Below are 22,334 nucleotides of genomic sequence, written 5' to 3'. Positions count from 1 at the left end.
CGTCAGGCCCCCTTCCGAGGCTTGTACAACTCGGTCGACAACGGGGTGAACTCGGTTCGGGAGAACACTGCCTCGACCGGAAGCCCGAACACGTCACAGATCCGGAAGGCCAGATCGAGACTCGGGTAGTGGTCGCCTCGTTCCAGGGCGCCGACGGTCTGAGGGTTCACCTCGATGAGTTCGGCCAGTTGTGCGCGGCTCATCCCGCGTTCCGCGCGCAGGACGCGGATGCGGTTGTAGATGGGGAGCGTTTCCCCACGGCGTACCGGACTCATGGAACAAAGTGTTGTGAAAACACAATGTTTTGTCAACCGCTGAAGACGACGCCCTGCTCAGTGGGTTGTTCAGTCGTCGTCGAAACCGCGAAGCCGATCGAGTTCGCGGCGCTCCTTCTTCGTCGGGCGACCCGCTCCACGGTCCCGGCGGGGCAGCGCGGCCAGGATCTCCTTCGGCGGAGGCGGAGGACTGTGATCGATGTACGCGGTCGCGGCGATCGGTGCTCCGACCCGTTTGTTCACCAGCTGGGTGACCTCGACGATCTTCTCGGTGCCGTGCGCACGCACGCGCACCTCGGCGCCGATCGTCACCGGCGTCGACGGCTTGGCCGTCACGCCGTCGACCCGGACGTGCCCGGCGCGGCACGCGCTCGCCGCGGCCGAGCGGGTCTTGAACAACCGGACCGACCACGTCCAACTGTCCACCCGGACGCTTCCACCCATCTACAGCAACTCCTCGCTCAGCTTCCCGTCGTCGAGCATCCATCGACGTGTACTCCGCGTGGTTTCCAGCATGCGGCGATCGTGCGTGATCAACAGCAGTGTGCCGTCGAAACTGTCGACGGCCTGCTCGAGTTGCTCGATCGCCGGAAGGTCGAGGTGGTTGGTGGGTTCGTCCAGGACCAGCAGATTCACCCCCCGCGCCTGCAGCAGCGCCAGCCCTGCACGGGTACGTTCGCCCGGTGACAGCGACGCCGCCGTCCGCAACACGTGATGGCCTTTGAGCGCGAACTTCGCCAGCAGCGTCCGAACCTCGGCATCCGGCCAGTCCGGAACGTTGCGCCCGAACGCCTCGACCAGCGGCTCGTCATCTTCGAACAGGCTGCGCGCCTGGTCGATCTCCCCGACGAGCACACCCGACCCGAGCGACGCCCGGCCGGAATCCGGCTCGATCGTGCCGAGCAGCAACCCCAGGAGCGTGGACTTACCTGCTCCGTTCGGGCCGGTGACGACGATACGGTCGCCCCACTCCACCTGTGTTGTCACCGGGCCGAGCGTGAAGTGGCCCCGACGGACCGTCGCCTCGTCGAGGGTCGCGACGACCGTGCCGCTGCGAGGGGCCGCGGCGATGGACATGCGCAGTTCCCATTCCTTGCGGGGTTCTTCGACGACGTCGAGCCGTTCGATGCGACGTTGCGTCTGACGCGCTTTCGCAGCCTGCTTCTCGGTGGCCTCCGCGCGGTGCTTGCGTCCGATCTTGTCGTTGTCCTTGGACTTGCGCCGCGCGTTCCGCACGCCGTGCTCGAGCCAATTGCGTTGCATCCGAGCACGTTCCTCGAGCTGCGCCTTCGTGTCGGCGTACTCGTCGTACTGCTCGCGGGCGTGGCGGCGCGCCACCTCACGTTCCACCAGATATGCCTCGTAACCACCCTCGTACACCGAGATCTGCTGCTGCACCGGATCGAGTTCGACGATGCCCGTGACCGTGCGAGCGAGGAACGCGCGGTCGTGGCTGACGACCACCAGCGCCGTGCGGGTCTCCTCCACGAACCGTTCGAGCCGTTCGAGTCCGGCCAGATCCAGATCGTTCGTCGGCTCGTCGAGCAGGAGCACGTCGTAGCGCGAGAGCAGCAGTGCCGCCAGTCCGGCGCGTGCGGCCTGACCACCGGACAGCGCCGTCATCGGCGCCTCGAGTCCGACGTCCAGCCCGAGATCAGCGACCACCTTCTCGGCGCGCTCGGCCAGGTCGGCCCCGCCGAGAGCCAGCCACCGCTCGAGCGCCGGGGTGTACTCGTCGTCGTCCGATTCGCCGAGCCGTGCGGCGGCTTCGTTCATGACGTGTTCGGCATCGGAGACACCGGTGCGACGAGCGAGGAAATCGAGGATGGTCTCGCCCGGCATCCGCTCGGGTTCCTGCGCGAGGTATCCGATCGTGGCGTCGGGCGGGCTGAGGATCACCGAGCCCGCGACATCGGCGTCACCGACCCCCGCGAGTGTCGTGAGCAGCGTCGATTTCCCGGCACCGTTCGCCCCCACCAGGCCGATCACGTCGCCCGGTGCGACAGTGAGATCGAGCCCGTCGAACAGGACACGTTCCCCACGGGAGGCCGACAGACCGTTGATGCGAAGTGTTGCGCTCACGCTCCGAGTATCCCGGTCGCGATGAGCTCGGCATCCGGCGCGGGTCGGTACGGCCTCGGCACGACCCCTCGGGTCCGGCACTCCACCGGCGCGATCGCCGTCCGCGTCCATCGCGGCGACCTGCCATCGGAGGACGATCGATTCTCCGTGCGGGTAGGGTCAGCGCGCAGGACCGGGTTCGAGAATCACCTCGGCGGAACGCTTTTCGCCGCTTTCTGTGGTCCACTCGATCGACACGGCGTCTCCGGGACGGCGCCGCATGAGCAACTCCTCCAGCTCCGAGGTCGACGAGACGAGTTCCCCGTCGAAGGACACCACGACATCACCGGCATCGAGCCCGACCTGGTGGGCAGGGCCGTCGAAGGACACCCACAACACCTCGGCCCCGCGGTCTTGTCCGTCCGCTCGTCGCGTGGTGACACTTGCGCCCAGTCGCGGTGTGGGGCCCACGTGCACCGATCCGTCGCTCACCCCCGACCGCACCTGGTCGACCACCGTGATCGCCTCGGCGATCGGTACGGCGTACGCCTCCGGCGTCGTGTCCGGTGAGGAGTCGGTGTTCCGTTGCACAGCGCCGGCGGTGTTGATGCCGACAACCGTTCCGTAGTCGTCCACGAGCGGTCCCCCCGAATCGCCGGGCCGGATCGGGGCGTCGGTCCGGATCATCCCTGTCAGGCGGTGCCGCGAGCCGTCCGCGGCGTCGCGAACCACGACATTGCGGTCGAACTCGACGATGGTGCCCGGGGTGGCCACGACGACTCCGCCGCCCTCGGAATTTCCGAATGCCGTCACCCGGGTGCCCACGGGCGGCGGACTGTTCGCGACGGTCGCGACGGGAAGATCTCTCGCGGTGGCGAGTTGCAGAACGGCGAGGTCGCGCTCGCGGTCGTACCCGAGGACCTCCACGTCGTATACCAGTCCGTCGGCGCCGCTCACGGCACGGATATCGGTGGCGCCGCTCACCACATGGTGATTCGTGAGGACCGTACCGTCGGGGGAGAGCACGATCCCGGTGCCGGTGACCCCGGTCCAGCCCGCGCTCGCATCGATCGTCACGACGACCGGCACGGTACGCGCGGCCAGTTCGTCCGCGGCCAGGGGGATCGGTGGGGGAGCGACGGGGGCGGGGGGCGGCGGAGGTAGCGGGATGTCGACCAGGGCAGGGGCTGAGGCGACGAGGCTGGCCGTGGTCGCGAGCGCCACCAGCAGCACCGATCCTGTGCGGCCGCTCACTTCTGCGGTACCTCGCCGGTGAGATGATCGAGCAGTTCTCGTGCGGCAGCGCGCCCGGCCCGGTTCGCGCCGATGGTGGACGCGGAGGGGCCGTACCCGACCAGATGGATACGCGGGTCCTTCTCGACACGTGTGGCGAGGCGCCCGGTCATCGTGATGCCGCCACCGGCATTGCGCAGCGACAGCGGGGCCAAGTGGTCGAGTGAACTCCGGAAACCGGTGCACCACAAGATGACATCGACATCGAGGGTCGTTCCGTCGCTCCATCGGACACCGGTCTCGGTGATCTCCGAGAACATCGGTGACCGCTCCAGTGCGCCCCGCTCGCGCGCAGCGCGCAGCGCGGGGGTGAGGGGGAGTCCGGTGACGGACACGACCGATCCCGGTGGCAGCCCCCGCCGGACCCGATCCTCGACGAGCGCCACGGCGGCGTGACCGCGTTCGGAAGTGAAAGGTTCGTCGCTCCAAGCCGGTTCGCGACGGGTGACCCAGGTGGTGGTGGTGACCTGCGAGATCTCGTCGAGGAGCTGGACCGCGGAGATACCTCCCCCGACGACGAGGACGTGCAGGCCGGCGAACTCTTCGGCCGACCGATAGTCCTTGGTGTGCAACTGTCTTCCGGTGAACCGTGCGGCTCCCGGATACCAGGGTACGAAAGGGTGCTCCCAGGTGCCGGTTGCGTTGATGATGCCGCGTGCGGCGTACACGGCCGACCCGGTCTCCACCCGTAGCCACTCGCCCCGGTCGCACACGACCCGGACCGTGCTCGGGCGGTGGACGGGCAGGCCGAATTCCTTCTCGTAGGCGGCGTAGTACTCGGGAACGGCCGTTGCTGCCGGAACTTGTCCCGCAGAGGTGTCCACGACGTCCGAGAACGCGAGGCCCGGCAGATCGTGGACACCGTTGACGGTGCTCAGCGTCAGTGACGGCCAGCGCTCCTGCCACGCGCCGCCGGGGCCGAACGAGCGGTCGAGCACGACGAATCCGGACTCGGGCCTCACTCCGAACCGGGTGAGGAAGTACGCGGCCGACAAGCCGGCCTGCCCTGCGCCGATCACGACGATGTCCACCGGCGTCGCGTCGGTGGTCTGGGTGTCGGCGGCATCGAGTGCTCCGTCGGCGGTCATCGAGTCTCCCTCTCCGATCGTCGCCTTTCATGATGCCGTGGCGGCGACGTACATGCGGAACGAACGCAGTTCGCTCCGGGGCAATTCCCACGCGAAAAATGTGATATCACTTAGACATCATTTTGACTCTGGGAGGTTGGAACATGGATGTCGTGCACTCACCTGCGACCGCCGAGCGGCCGGGCGCCTCGTCCAATGGGTGGCCTGTACTGATCTCCGCTCTCGTCGCGATCGTGATCGGTGCCGGGCTGATCGGCTGGGGCGCGGTCGAGGTGACCGTTCCGCTGATCGTCGTCGGAGTCGTGGTGGTCGTGCTCGCTCTCGTTCCGCTCGCCGGGCTCGTCCTCGTCGAACCGAACGAAGCACGGGTGCTGCAACTTCTCGGCAGTTCGTACACCGGCACCCTGCGCGAACCCGGCCTTCGATGGATGAATCCGCTCAACACCCGGCGCAAGATCTCCACCCGTATCCGCAACCACGAGACCGCCAAGGCCAAGGTCAACGACGCCGACGGAAGTCCGATCGAGATTTCTGCGGTGATCGTGTGGCAGGTCGAAGACACCGCTCGGGCGGTCTTCGACGTCGACGATTTCGAGGAGTTCGTCGCGGTCCAGACCGAGGCCGCGGTGCGTCACATCGCCGGAGCGTATCCCTACGACGGTGCATCGGAAGTGATGTCGTTGCGCGAGAACGCCGACGAGATCACCACCGAACTCTCTGCCGAGGTGCACAATCGCGTCCAGCTCGCCGGCATCCGGGTGATCGAGACCCGCATCAACCAGCTCGCCTACGCGCCCGAGATCGCCCAGGCCATGTTGCGGAGGCAGCAGGCAGGAGCCGTGATCGCAGCTCGTGAGCAGATCGTCAAGGGGGCCGTGTCGATGGTGGGAACCGCGCTCGAGCGGCTCGAAGCCGAGCACACCGTCGAACTCGACGAGGAACGCAGGGCCGCGATGGTCTCGAACCTGCTCGTCGTGCTGTGCGGAGATCAGAGTGCTCAGCCTGTGCTCAATGCAGGATCGTTGTACCAGTAGGGATCGTGCGGTATGCCCGAACGTAAGAAGGTGCTGTTGCGACTCGACCCGGCAGTCCACGATGCGCTCGCGCGCTGGGCTGCCGACGAGTTGCGCAGCACCAACGCCCAGATCGAGTTCCTGCTCCGGCGCGCTCTCGCCGAAGCGGGCCGGATGCCGCGCGAGGCGCGGCCCGTTCGCGGGCCGGGCCGCCCCCGTGCGGATTCCGGCGGCGAGGAGTGAGTGGCATGCCCGACGCGACGCGGCGAAAGGCAGCTCCCGACGAGCCCGGCCGTTGTTCGGTGCTGTATCCGGCGATCGCCGAGGCTGCTCATCGTGCGGGAGCAACCGCGATCGGCCTGATCGATGTGGCACGCCCAGCGGCGACGAACCTCCACGTCGATCGGGCAGGTATCACCTACAGCGACGGAATGTTCTTGGGTGAGCCGGATTCGGTTGTGCAGGAACACTGTTCGATTGTCCACGGCGGGTCTGTCCCGGGGCGGACGATGCCTCCTGTCGTCGCACGGATCGCACTGGCCCGCCGCAGGGCCGATCTCGAAGGCTCTCCGATCGCAGCCGACTCATCTCTCCGGTTGCACGGTGACGTCGTGGAACTGCTTCCGGATGCGATCGCGGCAGTACCGGAGGAGGCTCTGCCCGTCGTGATGACGACCTGGGCACTGTCGCGCCTGTCCATCGCCCGGCGCGCCCTGTTCGTCCAACGCCTCGGAGAAGCGGCCACGAGTGCGAAGGTGGCGTGGGTCTCGGTCGAGGGGGTCGGCGTCGCGCCATCGGTACCGACGCTCGGTGATCGCCCAGCCTCCGGCCACAGCATCGTCGGCATCGCGGTGTTCGAGGGATCGAGCCAGAGCGTGGACGCGGTTGCGCGCTGCTGGTCGCGGGGACGGATGCTCGACTGGTTCCACTGATTCGTGTGGATCGGCCGTGGTGCGCTGATCCCGTCTTCGGGCACGCGGACCTCGCTGATGGAATGATGCGGGGTGTCCGGCGACGAAGAGATGGGACGACACATGATCGGGATCAGCCGCGACGGCGACGTCGTGACCGTGGAACTGCAGCGCGAGGAGCGCAGGAACGCGCTCAGCACGCAGTTGTGCGTGGAGATCCGCGAAGCCGTGGAGAAGGCCGTGGCCGACGAGGTCCGTGTCATGGTGATCACCGGACGGGGCACAAGTTTCTGTGCCGGTGCCGATCTGTCCGGTGACGTTTACGCCGAAGGGTTCACCGACAGCCTCGCCGAGATGCTGCGCACACTCGAAGGAGCCCCGATACCGGTGATCGCCGCGGTCAACGGCCCGGCGATCGGTGCCGGAACCCAGCTTGCCCTGGCTGCGGACCTCCGGGTCGTGGCACCCACCGGACGTTTTGCGGTACCTGCTGCGAGACTGGGTATCTCGGTGGATCGCTGGACCGTTCGACGACTCGCATCGCTCGTCGGCGGTGGTCCCGCGCGAACGGTCTTCCTCGCGGCCGGGAACATCCCAGCAGAGGAGGCACTCGCTCGGGGGCTGGCCAACCGCATCGGCGACCTTGCCGACGCCCAGGCATGGGCGCACGAGATCGCAAAGCTCGCCCCGCTCTCGCTGCACGCGATGAAGTTGTTCCTCAACGACGACGGCACCCGCGACGAGAGCACCCCCGAGCAGACCGCGGCGCTCGCCGCGGCGTGGCTCAGCGAGGACGCCCAGGAAGCCAGGCTCGCTCGCGCCGAACGTCGCGACCCGATCTTCCGCGGACGATGAACATCCGGTCGGCGGTCTCGGCCGCGCTCGCCGGAGCGGGCACGCTGTGGGTTGTTCGCGCCGTCAACGGGCTCCCCGGTGCTCTGGGCGCCTCGTCCTCCGACATCCGCCCGTACGCCGCCGGGTCGCCGCGCTACCGGGACGGTCGCTTCCACAACACCGACCCGGCGTCCGTCCTCGGCCCCGAAGCAGTGGGTGGTTTCGCGAAGGACATACTCACCCGCGGCTCGAAGGGAAGACCGCGCGCAGACGTGCCGCTGGCTCCCTATCTGGCGCCGGTCGACGCGGCCGAACTCGCGGTGACCTGGTTCGGCCACTCGTCCGCGTTGGTGGAGATCGACGGCTACCGGATCCTGTGCGACCCGGTGTGGAGTGAGCGGGTGTCGCCGTCACCGACCATCGGTCCGGCCCGCATGCATCCCGTGCCCGTCGAATTGAAGTCCCTGCCTCCCCTCGACGCGGTGGTGATCTCGCACGATCACTACGACCATCTCGACCGATCCACCGTCGAACGACTTGCTGCACTCCAGCCGGCGGCCCGCTTCGTCGTGCCGCTCGGTGTAGGCGCTCACCTGCGCCGGTGGCGCATTGCAGAGAGCCGGATCGTCGACCTCGACTGGGACCAGCACGTCGAGGTCGACGGGCTGCGGATCACGTGTACCGAGGCCCGGCATTTCTCCGGACGCGGCCTGCAGCGCGACCTCACGCTGTGGTCGTCATGGGTGTTCACCGGGCCGACCCGCCGGGTGTTCTTCGGTGGCGACAGCGGGTACACCCCGCGGTTTGCGGGTGTCGGTGAGGCCTACGGCCCGTTCGACCTGACACTGTTGCCCGTGGGCGCTTACGACAAGCGGTGGCCCGATATACATATGAATCCCGAGGAAGCGGTGCGCACGCATCTCGACCTCGGCGGTGTCGACCGGCGCGACAGCATGCTGGTTCCCGTGCACTGGGGAACCTTCGACCTGGCTTTCCATGCGTGGTCGGAGCCGATCACCCGGCTGCTTCCCGCCGCGCGGGAGTCGGAGGTGACCACCGCCGTGCCGATGCCCGGGCAACGGATCGATGTCTCGAGGCCCGTCTCGGTCGATCCGTGGTGGCTCGCCGCCGGCTGACGTACCCGCCGCCGCGACAGGTGTTCGCTTCCGTGCCTTAATCTGGTTCTTCATGGCAGTAGAAGAGCCCGCGACGATGGTGGGAACGGACGAGGCGGAAGCCCTCGGATCCGGCCACGCCGCCAACGGGCTGTCCACCGAGCAGGTCGCCGAGCGAGTGGCGCGTGGCCTCACCAACGACGTTCCCGACCGCGCATCCCGATCGGTCAAGGACATCGTCCGGGCCAACGTGTTCACCCGGATCAACGCGATCCTCGGAGTGCTGTTGCTGATCGTGCTGGCCACCGGCTCGATCATCGACGGCATGTTCGGCCTGCTGATCATCGCGAACAGCGGGATCGGCATCATCCAGGAGGTTCGCGCCAAGCGCACGCTCGACAAATTGGCGATCGTCAGCCAGACGAAACCCGTGGTGCGCAGAGGCGGCACCGCAGCGCCGATCGCTCCCCGCGAGGTGGTGCTCGACGACATCATCGAACTCGGGCCCGGCGACCAGCTCGTCGTCGACGGCGAGGTGGTCGAGGCACAGGGACTCGAACTCGACGAGTCGTTGCTGACCGGTGAGTCGGACGCTGTGCACAAGATTCCTGGTTCGACGGTGATGTCCGGTAGCTTCGTCGCGTCCGGGTCGGGCTCCTACCGTGCGACGAAGGTCGGCCGCGACGCGTATGCGGCGCGACTGGCGGAGGAGGCCAGCAAGTTCACCCTCGTCAAGTCGGAGCTGAACGCGGGCATCAACAAGATCCTGCGCTTCATCACCTACCTGATGATCCCCGCGGGGCTGCTCATCATCTACAACCAGCTCTTCTCCAGCGGTCAATCGCTCGGTCCTGCGCTGAGCGGAATGGTCGCGGCCCTCGTGCCGATGGTGCCCGAGGGCCTCGTGCTCATGACGTCCATCGCTTTCGCGGTCGGCGTGATCCGTCTCGGTCGCCGTCAGTGCCTCGTGCAGGAGCTTCCGGCGATCGAGGGTCTCGCACGTGTCGATGTGGTGTGCGCGGACAAGACCGGCACGCTCACCGAGAACGGCATGCGGCTCGCCGACCTCGAAGCCGTACACGACGGCAACCTCGACGAGGCTCGCGCCGCCCTGGCCGCGCTCGCCGCGGATGACCCACGTCCCAACGCCAGTGTGCTTGCGATCGCCGAGGCGTTCCCCACCTCGCCCGCGTGGGGCGCGCCGACCGCCGTGGCGCCGTTCTCGTCGGCCAAGAAGTGGAGCGGGCAGTCCTACGGCACGCACGGCAACTGGTTGCTCGGTGCTCCCGACGTACTGCTCGATCCGGGCAGTGAGGCTGCGCGACGCGCCGAGGAACTCGGAGCAGGCGGATTGCGGGTGTTGTTGCTCGCCTGCAGCGACCGCCCGGTCGACGTGGTGGACGCGCCCGGCACGGTCACGCCGGTCGCACTCGTCGTCCTCGAACAGCGGGTACGCCCGGAGGCGAAGCCGACACTGGAGTATTTCGCCGGTCAGCACGTCGACGTCAAGGTCATCTCGGGCGACAATGCGATCGCCGTGGGCGCGGTCGCCTCGTCGCTCGGCCTGCAGGGGAGCGCGACTCCTGTCGACGCGCGGTCCCTACCGGATGGGGAGAGTGAGCTCGCCGACGCCGTCGAAGGCTCGACGACCTTCGGGCGGGTGCGGCCCGATCAGAAGCGCGCCATGGTCGGGGCACTGCAGTCGCGTGGCCACACGGTCGCGATGACCGGCGACGGTGTCAACGACGTGCTCGCTCTCAAGGACGCCGACATCGGAGTCGCCATGGGATCCGGCAGCCCTGCGACGCGTGCGGTGGCGCAGATCGTCCTGCTCGACAACAAGTTCTCGACGCTTCCTTACGTAGTGGCCGAGGGCCGGCGCGTGATCGGGAACATCGAACGCGTGTCCAACCTGTTCCTCACCAAGACCGTCTACTCGGTGCTGTTGGCCTTCCTGGTGGGCATGTCGGGCGTGTTGTCGCAGGTGTTCGATTTCGAGCCGCTGCCTTATCCCTTCCTGCCCCGGCACGTGACGATCGCGGCGTGGTTCACGATCGGGATCCCGGCTTTCCTGTTGTCGCTGGCTCCCAACAACGAGCGCGCGCGTTCGGGTTTCGTCTCCCGCGTGATGCGTTTCGCGATCCCCTCGGGTGTCGTCGTCGGTGTGGCGACCTTCGTCTGCTATGTGCTCGTCTACGGTGGCCCGGATCAGAGCGAGCAGCAGAAGATCCAGGCCGGTACGTCGGCTCTGATCACGCTGCTGATCATCGCCCTGTGGGTGCTCGCCGTGGTTGCCCGTCCGTACCAGTGGTGGAAGATCGTGCTGCTCGGCGGTTCGGTGCTCGGCTATGTGATCCTGTTCGCCGTGCCGTTCACGCGGGAGTTCTTCGCGCTCGATCCGTCCAACGTCGCGTACTCGACGATTGCGGTCACATGCGGCCTGATCGGTGTCGTTCTCGTCGAGACCGTGTGGTGGGTGTCGGGGCGTCTTCACGGTGAGCGCCGGCGTCTGTTCGCTGCCCCCGACGATCTTCTTCCGAGCGTACACTGACCCGCAGGCACGGTTCGGTGCCTGCGCCCGGACCTGAAGGATGCCCCCGCAGGAAGGGAATGGCCGAACTATGGGTTTCATGGATTCGGTGAGAGGCATTGTGAACAAGGGCAAGGATTTCGCCTCGAGGAACCCGGACAAGGTCGAGAACTTCATCGACAAGACCGGCGACCAGGTGGACAAGCGCACCGGCGGCAAGTACGCCCAGCACGTCGACAAGGCGCAGGACGCGGCCCGAAAGCATCTGGGCGACCCCGGCAACCCGGCGCCGGGAACCCGGCCCGGACCGGGTGGGCAATCGGGTCCGGAGGGCGGCCCGGGTCCGGAAGCGCAGCCGGGTCCGCAGCAACCTTGACTCGGCGCCGGGAGGGTTTTCTCACGACAGGCAGGGGAATACCCTCCCCGCAGACGTCGAATCCGTCACCCACACCCGGCCCTGCGCCGTGGTGAACACGGTGCGCACCGGATACCAGTCCACCGCCCCGTCCTCGGCGACGAGGGCGACAGTGTCGCCGTCGCCCAGCGCAGCGTATGTGCGCAGGGCCGCGTAACCGTCGTCCTCGCGGTCAGGAATCACGCACACTCCTTGCTCGGTCCTTGCTCGGTGAGGTACACGGCGCATCGTCCCGGCTGCATACCCGTGCCGGGTCGGTGCAAACGGTGCACAGGAACCCGCCGCGACGGCCGACCGCTGTGTCACGATCACATCGTGACCCGGACGGCCGGAGCGGTGCGGTCGCGATGAACGGCTCGTGGATCCTGCTGGTCGTCATCGCCGGGATTGCAGTGACCGCATTTGCCGCGCGACGCAATCTGCAGGCGCCGCTCGTGCTCGTCGTCGTCGGAGCACTGGCGTCGTTGGTGCCGGGCCTACCGAGGCTCATGCTGCATCCCGACGTCATTCTCGGGGTCGTTCTGCCGCCACTGCTCTATTCGGCCGCATTGCGGTTCTCTGTCCCCACCTTCCGCCGTTATCTTCCGTCGATCCTGCGCCTGGGTGTCCTGACGGTGCTGGTGACGGCTTTTGCGGTCGCTTGGATCGCGTCGGTGCTCGTGCCTGCCGTCCCGTTCGGGGCAGTGCTCGCGCTCGGGGCGGTGGTGGCTCCCACCGATGCCGTGAGCGCCGTCGCGGTGGGGGAGCGACTCGGTCTGCCGAAACGCGTGCTCGCGGTGCTCACGGGCGAGGGACTCGTCAACGACGCCACGGCCCTGACCCTTTTCACCGTCGCGGTCGCGGCGGTCACCGGCACACACATCCTTACCGATTCACCCGTGCTGCTCTTCGCGTACGAGGTTGTGGGTGGTGTCGGGATCGGGTTGGTACTGGCGTTCGCCGTGCACGGTATCCGGGCGCGGATGTACGACTCGCCGCTCGAGACCGTACTGGGACTCGTACTGCCGTTCGCCGCCTATCTCGCGGCCGAGGAGATCCACGCCTCGGGGATTCTCGCCGTGGTTGCCGCCGGTCTGTATCTCGGGCACCGGGCCACCGACGTCTCGGTGAGCACCCGCATCCAGGAGCGCGCGGTGTGGAAGAGCGTCGACGTGGTGCTCGAGATGTTCGTCTTCGCCTACATGGGCCTGCAGTTCCGGTTCGTCCTCGAAGACGTCCGCGACAGCGGGATCGAGGTGCTCCACGCGTTGCTCGGTTCCTGCCTCGTGCTGTTCGTCGTGATAGCCGTGCGACCGGCGTGGGGTCTGCTGCACTGGGCTCGGCGAGCGCTGGTACGGCGCGCCGGACTCGTGCGGCTCGGCTACGACCCGATGAACTTCCGCGAACACGTCGTCGTGTCATGGGCCGGGATGCGTGGTGTGGTCACACTGGCTGCGGCCGGAGGTGTGCCCGTCGCAGTGGCGTCGGGCGCACCTTTCCCCGGTCGCGAGATGATCCAGATCTGTGCGCTCGTCGTCGCCATCGGCACCCTGCTCATCCAGGGAGCAACGATGCCCTGGCTCATCCGGCGCCTCGAGGTCACCGATCCGTACGAGCGGCTGCGGACCGAGGAACAGCTCGCCGTCGTCCGGCGGATCTCCTCGCAGTCGCGCGAACGCGTGTTGCGAGAACTCGGCGAGCATCTTCCCGAGGGCACGGATCCCGAGCTCTACGCCGAACTCCTCGCCAGGGCGCGCGCCTTCCTCCGGGCGCGAGAGAACGCACGTCACGTCGAGGACACCGCCGAGGACGCCGGTGCCCGCGTTGCCACGCTGTTCGACGACATCCGGCGCACGGCTCTGCGTGCGCGCAGGAAGGATCTGATCGCCGCGCGTGATCGCGGCGAGCTCGACGACGAGATCCTCCGCGACGTGCTCGAGAGCCTCGACATCGAGGAGGCGGGGGTGGAAGAGCACATCCGCCGGCGCCGTCGGGACGAGAGTTCGCAAAGGTAGACTTTTCCCGAGTGAAGACCCCACACGGCCCGGAACAGATGCCGCAGGATGCGCGCACGGATGTCTCCGTCCTCTCCGCGCTCCGGTCACCCGGTCGGCTGAAGACCGAACTGCTCGCAGGCCTGGTCGTCGCGCTGGCGCTGATCCCCGAGGCGATCGCCTTCTCCGTGATCGCCGGTGTCGATCCCCGGGTAGGTCTGTTCGCGTCGGTGACAATGGCGATCACCATCGCGTTCGTCGGTGGACGGCCGGCGATGATCTCTGCTTCGACCGCTGCGGTCGCGCTCGTGATCGCCCCGGTGTCGGAGCAGTACGGCGTCGATCATCTGATCGCGACCGTGATCCTCGGCGGAGTTTTCCAGATTCTGCTCAGCCTGCTCGGCGTCGCCAAGCTCATGCGGTTCGTGCCGCGCAGTGTCATGGTCGGCTTCGTCAACTCGCTCGCAATCCTCGTGTTCGTGGCGCAGATTCCGCACCTCGTGAACGTGCCCTGGATGGTCTATCCGCTCGTTGCGGCCGGCCTGCTCGTACTCGTGTTGCTTCCCAAGGTCACCGAGGTCGTGCCGGCTCCGCTCGTCACGATCGTGCTTCTCACCGTGATCACGGTAACGTTCTCGCTGAACGTGCCCGATGTCGCGGACCAGGGTGAGCTGCCGGAAAGTCTGCCGTCGCTGTTCTTCCCGGATGTGCCGTTGACCTTCGCGACATTCGAGATCCTGGCTCCTTACGCGCTCGCTATGGCTCTCGTCGGTCTCATGGAATCGCTGATGACGGCCAAACTCGTCGACGACATCACCGACACCCGGTCGGACAAGACTCGGGAAGGCTGGGGCCAGGGCATCGCCAACATCGTGACCGGATTTTTCGGCGGCATGGGCGGATGTGCGGTCGTCGGCCAGACCATGATGAACGTGAAGGTGTCCGGGGCGCGAACGCGGCTGTCCACCCTCGCGGCCGGGGTATTCCTGCTGATTCTCGTGGTCGTGCTCGGCGACATCGTCGGACTGGTCCCGATGGCAGCGCTCGTGGCAGTGATGATCATGGTGTCGATCGCGACCATCGACTGGCACAGTGTGCACCCGCGCACCCTGCGGTTGATGCCGCTCAGCGAAACCGTCGTCATGATCGCCACCGTCGTGGCCACGGTGAGTACCGACAACCTCGCGATCGGTGTGACGCTCGGCGTGCTCACGGCGATGGTGCTGTTCGCCCGCCGCGTCGCCCGTCTGACCTCGGTCGAAAAGGTCGTCGACGCCGGCGGGGGAGTGGACACGTGCACCTACCGGGTGAGCGGCGAACTGTTCTGGGCATCGAGCAACGACCTCGTCTACCGGTTCGACTACCTCGAAGACCCGGCGAATGTGGTGATCGACCTCACCGGGGCCGAGGTCTGGGACGCCTCCACAGTGGCAACACTCGACGCGATCCAGCACAAGTACGCGGCCAAGGGAAAGTCGGTCACCATCGTCGGACTGGACGGAGCGAGCCTGGAAAGACTTCGCCGGCTGTCCGGTCGCCTCGGTGGAGACCATTGACCGCTCGTCCCGGGCCGGAACGCCGATCCGACGTACCGTGAGCGCATGATCGCGATCGAACTCGCCGTGGTAGTACTCCTCCTGGTGCTGGTCGTGGTCTCGGTGGTGTTGTGGACCCGGCGCGTGGTCACCACACCTGCCGAACGCGCCGTCCACGCGACCCTGCACACGGCATCCCTGGCGGCGCGACCACTACGGGCAGGACTCGACGCGGCGTCGGCGAAGGAGGCCGCCCCGCATCTGCGGATGCTGTTGGCCGAAGCACGTGCCGTGGCACTCATGGACGAGGGCGGCGCGCTGCTCGCATGGGACGGCCCGTTCGAGGAACTGACGGACGAGATGGTCGCCGCTGCGACCCGCGCCGCGGCCGGCAAGCGCCGGGTGCTCGTGGGGCATCACGACCTTCGCCGGGAGCACGGCGACCTCGCGGCCCGCGCGTTGATCGCCCAACCGCTCGTCGTGGAGGACGTGGGCGTCGCGGGGGTGCTCGGAGTCGTGACGAGTGTCGAACCGGGACCGGCGCTGCTGGGCGCGATCACCGAGGTGGCCCGGTACGCGTGCAGTCAGATCGAACTGGCCGAACTCGACGCCTCGCGCGCCCGGCTCGATCGCGCCGAGGTCCGTGCGCTTCGAGCCCAGATCAGTCCGCACTTCATCTACAACGCTCTCAACACCGTGGCATCGTTCGTCCGTACCGACCCCGACCGGGCCCGCGAACTGCTGCTGGACTTCGCCGACTTCACCCGCTATTCGTTCCGCGCGGCAGGCGAGTACACCCTTCTCGCCGACGAACTGCGCAACATCGACCGGTATCTGACCCTCGAACGTGCCAGGTTCGGCAACGCACTCGAAGTGCGTCTGCAGATCGCACCCGAAGTGCTCAACGTGACGCTGCCCTTCCTGGCGTTGCAACCGCTCGTCGAGAATGCCGTGCGGCACGGTATCGCCGGCACGGCCACGAGGACGGGGACGATCACCATCACCGCCGCGGACGAGGGCACCGACTGCGTCATCAGCGTCGAGGACGACGGCATCGGCATGGACCCGGAACTGCTGAGATCGGGCTCGCTCGACGCGATCGCCGAGAGCGAGCACGGCAGCGGCGTCAGGGAGTCCGCGCACGTGGGACTCGCCAATGTGGACGACCGGTTGCGTGCGGCTTTCGGTAACGATTACGGCCTCGTCGTGGAGACGGCGCCAGGTGCAGGTACGCGGGTGAGCATGCGCGTCCCGAAGTTCCGGGCGGGTATCCGGCCGTGAGGAACACCCGGCATGGCAACATGGACTCGCCGTGAACGAGATCACAGACAAGCTGACCGTGCTGGCGGTCGACGACGAACCGCCCGCCCTCGACGAGCTGGCCTACCTCCTGCGTGCGCGGGAGGAGATCGCCGTCGTGCACACCGCGGGAGACGCGACGACCGCACTGCGGCTGCTGCGCGACGGTGGCGTCGACGCGGTCTTCCTCGACATCAACATGCCCGGACTCGACGGACTGGAACTCGCGGGCATTCTTCGCAACTTCGCCGTCCCCCCGGCAGTGGTATTCGTGACCGCCCACGACGATCGTGCGATCTCGGCCTTCGATCTCGGCGCCGTCGACTACATCCTCAAGCCGCTCCGTGAGGAACGACTGGCCGAAGCGGTCCGACGGATCGCCGAGCGCCGCCGTCCCGGCGTTCCGGCGTCGGCCGAGGCCGGCACGAGCGACGACGTGATTCCGGTCGAGCTCGGTGGGGTCACCACCCTCGTGCCGCGCTCGTCGGTGCACTGGGTCGAAGCCGAGGGAGACTACGCGCGACTGCACACCGCGACCGGCTCGCACCTGGTCCGTATCCCGATCTCGACGCTCGAGAGCCGCTGGGCCGATGCGGGCTTCCTCCGTGTACACCGGTCCTATCTGGTGGCGTTACCGCTCGTGACCGGTATCCGCAGCGTCGGCTCCGGTCTCGTCGTGTGCCTGCGCGGCGACAACGCGGCGCCCGTCGAACTGCCCGTCTCTCGCCGCCACACCCGAGAACTCAAGGACCGGCTCATCCGTGGGCCGATGCAGTCGTGGACGTCGCGATGAGTGCGCCCGAAGGCCCGTCCCGGCAGCGGCAGCGGGTCGTGCTCGCCGAGCGGCGCGGCGCGCGCATGGTCCGTACCCGGGTCGAGGTGCAGCAGCAGACCGAGGTGGGTGACGCGATGGTCCGCGGGTTGGTCCGGGCGCAACTCGGTCTTGCTCTGCGGGTCGCGCTGTTCACCATGTGCGTGCTGGGTGCGGTTCCTGTTCTGTTCCATGTCCTTCCCGCAGTCGCGGACGTCACGGTCCTCGGTATCCGGCTGCCGTGGGTGTTGCTGGGCGTGGTCGTCTACCCGGTGCTGCTCGGTATCGCGTGGGTGTATCTGAGGCTCGCAGAACGCAACGAGCAGGACTTCACCGACCTCACCGACGATTGACGACCCATGAGCGGATCGATTCCCGTCGCCACAGTCGTCGGTCTCGTCACCGCGGCGGTCGCCACCGTCGCGATCGGCGTCTACGGCGTGCGAATGGCACGCACCACCTCGGATTTCCTCGTCGCGTCGCGCAGTGTGGGACCACGCTGGAACGCCGCGGCTATTTCCGGTGAGTATCTCTCCGCCGCATCCTTTCTCGGTGTGGCAGGACTCGTCGCCAAGTTCGGTGCCGACGCGATGTGGTATCCCGTCGGTTTCACGGCGGGCTACCTGGGGCTGTTGCTGTTCGTCGCCGCGCCGCTACGACGCTCGGGTGCCTACACCGTTCCCGACTTCGCAGAGTTCCGGCTGGGCGAGCGGTGGTTGCGAAGCCTGTCGATGATGGTCGTTGCCATCATCTGCATCCTCTACCTGGTGCCGCAGTTCCAAGGGGCGGGACTCACCCTCAACATCCTTCTCGGAGTACCCGACTGGGTGGGCGTGGCGGTGGTCGGCGTGATCGTCGTAGCCAATGTCGTGGGTGGGGGGATGCGCTCGATCACGTTCGTGCAGGCATTCCAGTACTGGCTCAAACTCACCGCCGTCGTGTTGCCTGCTCTCGTCCTCACGCTGCATTTCGTCGGCGACGACCGCGGCGTCGACGAACCCGTGCCGCCCACCGTCACCGAGACCACGACCGTCGACGTGACGATCGACGTCGTCGTGCAGGTCGCGGAGCCGCTGCCGGTGGTGGTGACCGGAGAGGTCGACGGTCGCCCGGTCGCAGGCGATTTCGAACTCGAACCGGGCGAGCACGTTCTCGGAGCCGGCACCGAACTCGTCCTCGAGGCCGGATCTCCGGTGCCGGTGGTGGCCGGTGCGCCGACCGACAACGAGAGCTGGGCGTCGCCCGGTGCCGGTTTGGGAGCGAGCAGTCAGCATCCGCTGTTCCAGGTCTACTCGCTGATGCTCGCGACCTTCCTCGGAACGATGGGATTGCCGCACGTGCTCGTGCGGTTCTATACGAACCCGGACGGACGCGCAGCGCGCATGACCTCCTTCGCCGTGATCGGGCTGCTGGGGCTGTTCTATCTGTTTCCCACGCTGCTGGGAGTGTTCGCGCGCCTGTACGTTCCGCAGTTGCTCATCACGGGGCGGTCCGACGCCGCGGTTCTGCTGCTGCCGGGGTCGGTGCTGTCGGGCTGGGGCGGACAACTGCTCGCGGCGCTCGTGGCGGCGGGGGCGATCGCCGCCTTCCTGTCGACCTCCTCCGGATTGCTGGTCACCGTCGCGGGCGTATTGTCCACGGACGTCCTGCGAGGGCGGGTGCGTGACTTCCGGATTGCCGCGGTGCTCGCGGGCGTGGTGCCCCTCGTGCTGGCGCTGTCGGTGACCTCCCTCGACCTGTCGCGTTCGGTGGGGCAGGTCTTCGCGATCGCCGCATCGACGCTGTGCCCGCTACTGGTCCTGGGGATCTGGTGGCGCGGTCTCACCGCGATCGGTGCCGCGGCGGGGATGGTCGTCGGTGGTTGCGTCGCGGGCGGTGCTGCACTGGCGACCGCGCTCGTGCCGATCGACCCGTCGCTGGCGGGGGGATGGCCTACCGTACTGTCCGCATATCCCGCAGCGCTGAGCGTGCCTCTGGCGTTCGTCACGATGATCGTCGTGAGTCTCGTGACGCACCGGCGGATTCCGGTCGACGTGGGTCGGGCCTTCTCCCGCATGCACGTACCCGAACGGCTCGGCATGGGCCGCGACCGCGAACTCGGAGCGTTCGGCGACCGCGGGCGGGGTTCGTCGGCCCGGCGCCGTTCGTCGCGGTGACGCTACCGTTCGTCGCACGAGCACACCCCTCGTCGTTCCGCTCATTCCGGACCCTGTTCGTGTGACAGCCGTCTCACTAGCGTTGTGATCACCCTCACCTCACTCGACTACCAAGGAGTCGGCAGTGACCACAGCACCACTCAGCGAGAGCGGAGTACCCCAGCGGCGAACTCCGACGCCGCAGGAGTTCGTCGCGATGCAGGAGAGTCCCGAGTTCCAGGAGCTGCGCAGCCGCTTGCGCCGCTTCGTCTTCCCGGTGACGGCGTTCTTCCTGGCCTGGTACGCCCTGTACGTCCTGCTGGCCACCTATGCGGACGAGTTCATGGCGACGAAGGTCATCGGAAACATCAACATCGGCTTGCTCATGGGGCTCGGCCAGTTCGTGACGACCTTCGTGATCACCGCCGTCTACGTGAAGTTCGCCGGCCGTGAGCTGGACCCGCGTTCCGCCGCGATCCGTGAAGAACTGGAAGGACCGCAGCAGTGACCGTTCTCGCACAGGGTGCGACCGACGTCGGCAACCCCCTCCTCAACATCGGCATCTTCATCGCGTTCGTCGTCGTCACGATGGGCCTGGTCATCAAGGCAAGCCGTACGACCAAGAAGGCCTCCGACTTCTACACCGGCGGCGGTCAGTTCTCGGGCCCGCAGAACGGTTTCGCGATCGCCGGCGATTATCTGTCGGCCGCGTCGTTCCTCGGTATCGCGGGAGCGATCGCCGTCTACGGTTACGACGGCTTCCTGTACTCGATCGGCTTCCTCGTCGCATGGCTTGTCGCCCTGCTGCTCGTCGCCGAACTGCTGCGCAACACGGGCCGTTTCACGATGGCGGACGTGCTGAGTTTCCGGCTCAAGGAACGGCCGGTGCGCATGGCGGCAGCGTTGTCGACCCTTGCGGTGTCGCTGTTCTACCTGCTCGCACAGATGGCCGGCGCCGGCGGTCTGGTGGCACTGCTGCTCGACATCGAAGGCAAAGTCGGCCAGTCCGTCGTCGTCGCGATCGTCGGTGTTCTGATGATCGCGTACGTGCTCATCGGCGGCATGAAGGGCACGACCTACGTGCAGATGGTCAAGGCCGTGCTGCTCATCGCAGGTGCGGGCCTGATGTTCGTGCTCGTTCTGGTCGCGGTGCGCGGCAACTTCTCCCAGTTGCTCGCCGACGCACAGGCGATGGTGTCCGGTTCGGCGAACGAGGCAGTCGCACAGCGTGACGTGCTCGCTCCCGGGGCCAAGTACGGCATCAGCAACATGTCGCAGATCGATTTCATCTCTCTCGGTATCGCCCTGGTCCTGGGTACCGCCGGGCTTCCGCACGTGCTCATGCGCTTCTACACCGTGCCCACCGCGAAGGAAGCACGTCGTTCCGTCACCTGGGCCATCGCGCTCATCGGCGCCTTCTACCTGTTCACCCTGGTGCTCGGATACGGCGCCGCGAAGATGGTCGGTCCCGACGCGATCCTCGCCGCTCCCGGCAAGGAGAACGCAGCAGCCCCGCTGCTCGCCTTCGAACTCGGCGGCACGATCTTCCTTGCGATCATCGCGGCCGTCGCGTTCGCCACGATCCTCGCGGTCGTCGCCGGCCTGGCCATCACCGCCTCGGCGTCGTTCGCTCACGACATCTATGCCAGCGTCATCAAGCACGGCAACGCCACCGAGGACGAGCAGGTGCGAGTCTCTCGGATAACGGTCGTCGTGATCGGCCTGGTGTCGATCGTCCTCGGCATCCTCGCCATGGGACAGAACATCGCCTTCCTGGTGGCCCTGGCCTTCGCGGTCGCCGCGTCGGCGAACCTGCCCACGCTGCTGTACTCGCTGTTCTGGCGCAAGTTCAACACCACGGGTGCGCTGTTCAGCATCTACGGCGGCCTGATCAGCTGCCTGGTGCTCATCGTGTTCTCCCCGGCCGTGTCCGGTGCGCCGTCGGCGATGTTCCCCGACGTGGACTTCTCCTGGTTCCCGCTGTCGAACCCGGGCATCGTGTCGATTCCGCTCGCGTTCGTTCTCGGTGTCGTCGGTACCTTCGTCGGCCGCCGCAAGCAGGAGGACCGGTTCAAGCAGGCGGAGATGGAGGTCCGTTCCCTCACCGGGGTCGGTGTGGAGAAGGCCGTCTCCCACTGATCTTCGCTGCCACGGCGGCCCGTTCCCTCGAGGAGCGGGCCGCCGTCGTGTCGCCCGTCTTCGGCGCCGGGCCGAGCGTCTACTGTGCGAACCATGGCGAAACTCGAAGTGTCCACCGATCTTCCACTCGACCCGCACGCTGCGTGGGAGCACGCGTCCCGCCTGGGGGCGTTCGACGAATGGCTGAGCATTCACGACGGTTGGCGCAGCGACCTTCCGGACGACCTCTCGGAAGGGACCACCCTGGAGTCGGTGGTGTCCGTCAAGGGCATGCGCAACCGGGTCAGGTGGACCATCGTCGAACTGGACGCGCCGCATCACGTGGTACTGAAGGGAAGCGGCAAGAGCGGCACCAAGTTCTCGATGCGTCTCGCCGTCGCACGGCGAGGTGACGGATCGACCTTGACGATGAAGATCGAACTCGGGGGTGCGCCGTTGTTCGGACCTATCGGGTCGGGTGTGGCGCGCGCCCTGCACGGCGACCTGCAGTCGTCGCTCGACACCTTCGCTCGGCGCTATGGGGGTAACTGAGGGCTCGATCCCGCGACACCGCTTCCGGATTCGGACATCGATGTCACCTCTGTTCTGTTTTCCTCCGAAAGCTCGCAGGCCTAGGGTGAACCTTGCAGTGCTGCTGGTCGACCACTAGGCCTGCGAGCTTCGTTTTCACCCTGCGAGCTCGGTCGTCGGATGACACATTTCCGCCGGTATACGACCAATGAGCGTTATAGGATGGCCTCGTCGATCAGTTGAACGGAGCTACGCTCCGGTCGGGTGGAATTGCCCATTCGACAGATGCGACGAGATTGCCCGTGGGTCGGTCGCGTCGAGAGGATCTCGTCATAGATTCGTTTCTGGGGCCACATCCGGTACGCGAGCGTCGTATTCGCTTTCGCGGCATCTCCGA

General features: G+C 67.1%; 22 protein-coding genes. 16 read left to right on the top strand and 6 right to left on the bottom strand.

Going from position 1 to position 22,334, the window contains the following annotated elements; all coding sequences use genetic code 11:
- Nucleotides 1-2: 2 nt before the first annotated feature.
- The 5 genes from ABZ789_RS02390 to ABZ789_RS02370 all read right to left on the bottom strand — a co-directional run bounded on the left by ABZ789_RS02390 (nucleotide 3) and on the right by ABZ789_RS02370 (nucleotide 4,717).
- Entirely contained in the window at nucleotides 3-275 is a 273-nt protein-coding gene (locus ABZ789_RS02390) for a helix-turn-helix transcriptional regulator (protein ID WP_241385768.1), read from the bottom strand.
- A 69-nt stretch (nucleotides 276-344) separates the two neighbouring features.
- Nucleotides 345-719, bottom strand: a complete 375-nt coding sequence (locus ABZ789_RS02385; protein ID WP_016694983.1) for a S4 domain-containing protein — start codon at nucleotides 717-719, stop codon at nucleotides 345-347.
- Nucleotides 720-2,357, bottom strand: a complete 1,638-nt coding sequence (locus ABZ789_RS02380) for an ABC-F family ATP-binding cassette domain-containing protein (RefSeq protein WP_358418398.1) — start codon at nucleotides 2,355-2,357, stop codon at nucleotides 720-722.
- 159 nt (nucleotides 2,358-2,516) lie between these two features.
- Complete coding sequence (locus tag ABZ789_RS02375; protein WP_358418395.1) at nucleotides 2,517-3,590, bottom strand: trypsin-like peptidase domain-containing protein; 1,074 nt, start codon at nucleotides 3,588-3,590, stop codon at nucleotides 2,517-2,519.
- Complete coding sequence (locus tag ABZ789_RS02370; protein WP_358418392.1) at nucleotides 3,587-4,717, bottom strand: NAD(P)-binding domain-containing protein; 1,131 nt, start codon at nucleotides 4,715-4,717, stop codon at nucleotides 3,587-3,589. The genes ABZ789_RS02375 and ABZ789_RS02370 overlap by 4 nt, the downstream gene beginning before the upstream one ends.
- Nucleotides 4,718-4,860: 143 nt before the next feature.
- Here ABZ789_RS02370 and ABZ789_RS02365 point away from each other — a divergent pair, with 143 nt between their 5' ends.
- The 7 genes from ABZ789_RS02365 (at nucleotide 4,861) to ABZ789_RS02335 (ending at nucleotide 11,496) form a co-directional block, all read left to right on the top strand.
- The gene (locus ABZ789_RS02365) at nucleotides 4,861-5,751 is read left to right on the top strand and encodes an SPFH domain-containing protein (RefSeq protein WP_358418389.1); all 891 of its coding nucleotides are present in this window, start codon (nucleotides 4,861-4,863) and stop codon (nucleotides 5,749-5,751) included.
- Between the two features lie 12 nt (nucleotides 5,752-5,763).
- The gene (locus ABZ789_RS02360) at nucleotides 5,764-5,973 is read left to right on the top strand and encodes a hypothetical protein (RefSeq protein ID WP_358418386.1); all 210 of its coding nucleotides are present in this window, start codon (nucleotides 5,764-5,766) and stop codon (nucleotides 5,971-5,973) included.
- Between the two features lie 5 nt (nucleotides 5,974-5,978).
- A complete protein-coding gene (locus ABZ789_RS02355) occupies nucleotides 5,979-6,662 on the top strand; it encodes a DUF2332 family protein (RefSeq protein ID WP_358418383.1) in 684 nt (227 codons plus the stop codon).
- Nucleotides 6,663-6,764: 102 nt separating this feature from the next.
- A complete protein-coding gene (locus ABZ789_RS02350; protein WP_358419193.1) occupies nucleotides 6,765-7,496 on the top strand; it encodes an enoyl-CoA hydratase in 732 nt (243 codons plus the stop codon).
- Nucleotides 7,493-8,611: an MBL fold metallo-hydrolase gene (locus tag ABZ789_RS02345; protein ID WP_358418380.1), complete on the top strand. Its 1,119-nt coding sequence runs from the start codon at nucleotides 7,493-7,495 to the stop codon at nucleotides 8,609-8,611. The genes ABZ789_RS02350 and ABZ789_RS02345 overlap by 4 nt, the downstream gene beginning before the upstream one ends.
- Nucleotides 8,612-8,687: 76 nt before the next feature.
- Entirely contained in the window at nucleotides 8,688-11,141 is a 2,454-nt protein-coding gene (locus ABZ789_RS02340; RefSeq protein WP_358419190.1) for an HAD-IC family P-type ATPase, read from the top strand.
- 70 nt (nucleotides 11,142-11,211) lie between these two features.
- Nucleotides 11,212-11,496 (top strand): antitoxin, encoded by a 285-nt coding sequence (locus ABZ789_RS02335; protein WP_358418377.1) that lies wholly within the window; start codon nucleotides 11,212-11,214, stop codon nucleotides 11,494-11,496.
- Nucleotides 11,497-11,517: 21 nt separating this feature from the next.
- Here the strand turns inward: ABZ789_RS02335 and ABZ789_RS02330 are convergent, their stop codons facing one another.
- A complete protein-coding gene (locus tag ABZ789_RS02330; RefSeq protein ID WP_358418374.1) occupies nucleotides 11,518-11,718 on the bottom strand; it encodes a hypothetical protein in 201 nt (66 codons plus the stop codon).
- 164 nt (nucleotides 11,719-11,882) lie between these two features.
- Here ABZ789_RS02330 and ABZ789_RS02325 point away from each other — a divergent pair, with 164 nt between their 5' ends.
- The 9 genes from ABZ789_RS02325 to ABZ789_RS02285 all read left to right on the top strand — a co-directional run bounded on the left by ABZ789_RS02325 (nucleotide 11,883) and on the right by ABZ789_RS02285 (nucleotide 21,958).
- Nucleotides 11,883-13,529: a Na+/H+ antiporter gene (locus ABZ789_RS02325; RefSeq protein WP_358418371.1), complete on the top strand. Its 1,647-nt coding sequence runs from the start codon at nucleotides 11,883-11,885 to the stop codon at nucleotides 13,527-13,529.
- A gap of 38 nt (nucleotides 13,530-13,567) precedes the next feature.
- On the top strand, nucleotides 13,568-15,064 hold the full coding sequence (locus ABZ789_RS02320; protein WP_358419187.1) for a SulP family inorganic anion transporter: 1,497 nt from the start codon (nucleotides 13,568-13,570) through the stop codon (nucleotides 15,062-15,064).
- A gap of 45 nt (nucleotides 15,065-15,109) precedes the next feature.
- Nucleotides 15,110-16,324: a histidine kinase gene (locus ABZ789_RS02315; RefSeq protein ID WP_358418368.1), complete on the top strand. Its 1,215-nt coding sequence runs from the start codon at nucleotides 15,110-15,112 to the stop codon at nucleotides 16,322-16,324.
- Nucleotides 16,325-16,355: 31 nt separating this feature from the next.
- On the top strand, nucleotides 16,356-17,135 hold the full coding sequence (locus ABZ789_RS02310; protein ID WP_358418365.1) for a LytTR family DNA-binding domain-containing protein: 780 nt from the start codon (nucleotides 16,356-16,358) through the stop codon (nucleotides 17,133-17,135).
- The gene (locus ABZ789_RS02305) at nucleotides 17,132-17,506 is read left to right on the top strand and encodes a hypothetical protein (protein ID WP_358418362.1); all 375 of its coding nucleotides are present in this window, start codon (nucleotides 17,132-17,134) and stop codon (nucleotides 17,504-17,506) included. Before ABZ789_RS02310 ends, ABZ789_RS02305 begins: the two co-directional genes overlap by 4 nt.
- 6 nt (nucleotides 17,507-17,512) lie before the next feature.
- Nucleotides 17,513-19,309 (top strand): cation acetate symporter, encoded by a 1,797-nt coding sequence (locus ABZ789_RS02300; RefSeq protein WP_358418359.1) that lies wholly within the window; start codon nucleotides 17,513-17,515, stop codon nucleotides 19,307-19,309.
- Nucleotides 19,310-19,433: 124 nt separating this feature from the next.
- The gene (locus ABZ789_RS02295; protein WP_358418356.1) at nucleotides 19,434-19,796 is read left to right on the top strand and encodes a DUF485 domain-containing protein; all 363 of its coding nucleotides are present in this window, start codon (nucleotides 19,434-19,436) and stop codon (nucleotides 19,794-19,796) included.
- A complete protein-coding gene (locus ABZ789_RS02290) occupies nucleotides 19,793-21,427 on the top strand; it encodes a cation acetate symporter (protein WP_358418353.1) in 1,635 nt (544 codons plus the stop codon). Before ABZ789_RS02295 ends, ABZ789_RS02290 begins: the two co-directional genes overlap by 4 nt.
- Nucleotides 21,428-21,520: 93 nt before the next feature.
- Nucleotides 21,521-21,958, top strand: a complete 438-nt coding sequence (locus ABZ789_RS02285; RefSeq protein ID WP_358418350.1) for an SRPBCC family protein — start codon at nucleotides 21,521-21,523, stop codon at nucleotides 21,956-21,958.
- Nucleotides 21,959-22,334: the final 376 nt, after the last annotated feature.

The sequence above is a fragment of the Rhodococcus sp. NPDC047139 genome (assembly GCF_040643435.1).
Taxonomy (GTDB): Bacteria; Actinomycetota; Actinomycetes; order Mycobacteriales; family Mycobacteriaceae; genus Rhodococcus.
This window is presented reverse-complemented; position numbering and strand designations above follow the sequence as displayed.

What these genes read in the sequence shown, in the direction of transcription:
- ABZ789_RS02390 (WP_241385768.1), bottom strand. Translation starts at nt 275, where the DNA reads ATGAGTCCGGTACGCCGTGGGGAAACGCTCCCCATCTACAACCGCATC.
- ABZ789_RS02385 (WP_016694983.1), bottom strand. Translation starts at nt 719, where the DNA reads ATGGGTGGAAGCGTCCGGGTGGACAGTTGGACGTGGTCGGTCCGGTTG.
- ABZ789_RS02370 (WP_358418392.1), bottom strand. Translation starts at nt 4,717, where the DNA reads ATGACCGCCGACGGAGCACTCGATGCCGCCGACACCCAGACCACCGAC.
- ABZ789_RS02365 (WP_358418389.1), top strand. Translation starts at nt 4,861, where the DNA reads ATGGATGTCGTGCACTCACCTGCGACCGCCGAGCGGCCGGGCGCCTCG.
- ABZ789_RS02360 (WP_358418386.1), top strand. Translation starts at nt 5,764, where the DNA reads ATGCCCGAACGTAAGAAGGTGCTGTTGCGACTCGACCCGGCAGTCCAC.
- ABZ789_RS02355 (WP_358418383.1), top strand. Translation starts at nt 5,979, where the DNA reads ATGCCCGACGCGACGCGGCGAAAGGCAGCTCCCGACGAGCCCGGCCGT.
- ABZ789_RS02350 (WP_358419193.1), top strand. Translation starts at nt 6,765, where the DNA reads ATGATCGGGATCAGCCGCGACGGCGACGTCGTGACCGTGGAACTGCAG.
- ABZ789_RS02345 (WP_358418380.1), top strand. Translation starts at nt 7,493, where the DNA reads ATGAACATCCGGTCGGCGGTCTCGGCCGCGCTCGCCGGAGCGGGCACG.
- ABZ789_RS02340 (WP_358419190.1), top strand. Translation starts at nt 8,688, where the DNA reads ATGGTGGGAACGGACGAGGCGGAAGCCCTCGGATCCGGCCACGCCGCC.
- ABZ789_RS02335 (WP_358418377.1), top strand. Translation starts at nt 11,212, where the DNA reads ATGGGTTTCATGGATTCGGTGAGAGGCATTGTGAACAAGGGCAAGGAT.
- ABZ789_RS02325 (WP_358418371.1), top strand. Translation starts at nt 11,883, where the DNA reads ATGAACGGCTCGTGGATCCTGCTGGTCGTCATCGCCGGGATTGCAGTG.
- ABZ789_RS02320 (WP_358419187.1), top strand. Translation starts at nt 13,568, where the DNA reads ATGCCGCAGGATGCGCGCACGGATGTCTCCGTCCTCTCCGCGCTCCGG.
- ABZ789_RS02315 (WP_358418368.1), top strand. Translation starts at nt 15,110, where the DNA reads ATGATCGCGATCGAACTCGCCGTGGTAGTACTCCTCCTGGTGCTGGTC.
- ABZ789_RS02305 (WP_358418362.1), top strand. Translation starts at nt 17,132, where the DNA reads ATGAGTGCGCCCGAAGGCCCGTCCCGGCAGCGGCAGCGGGTCGTGCTC.
- ABZ789_RS02300 (WP_358418359.1), top strand. Translation starts at nt 17,513, where the DNA reads ATGAGCGGATCGATTCCCGTCGCCACAGTCGTCGGTCTCGTCACCGCG.
- ABZ789_RS02285 (WP_358418350.1), top strand. Translation starts at nt 21,521, where the DNA reads ATGGCGAAACTCGAAGTGTCCACCGATCTTCCACTCGACCCGCACGCT.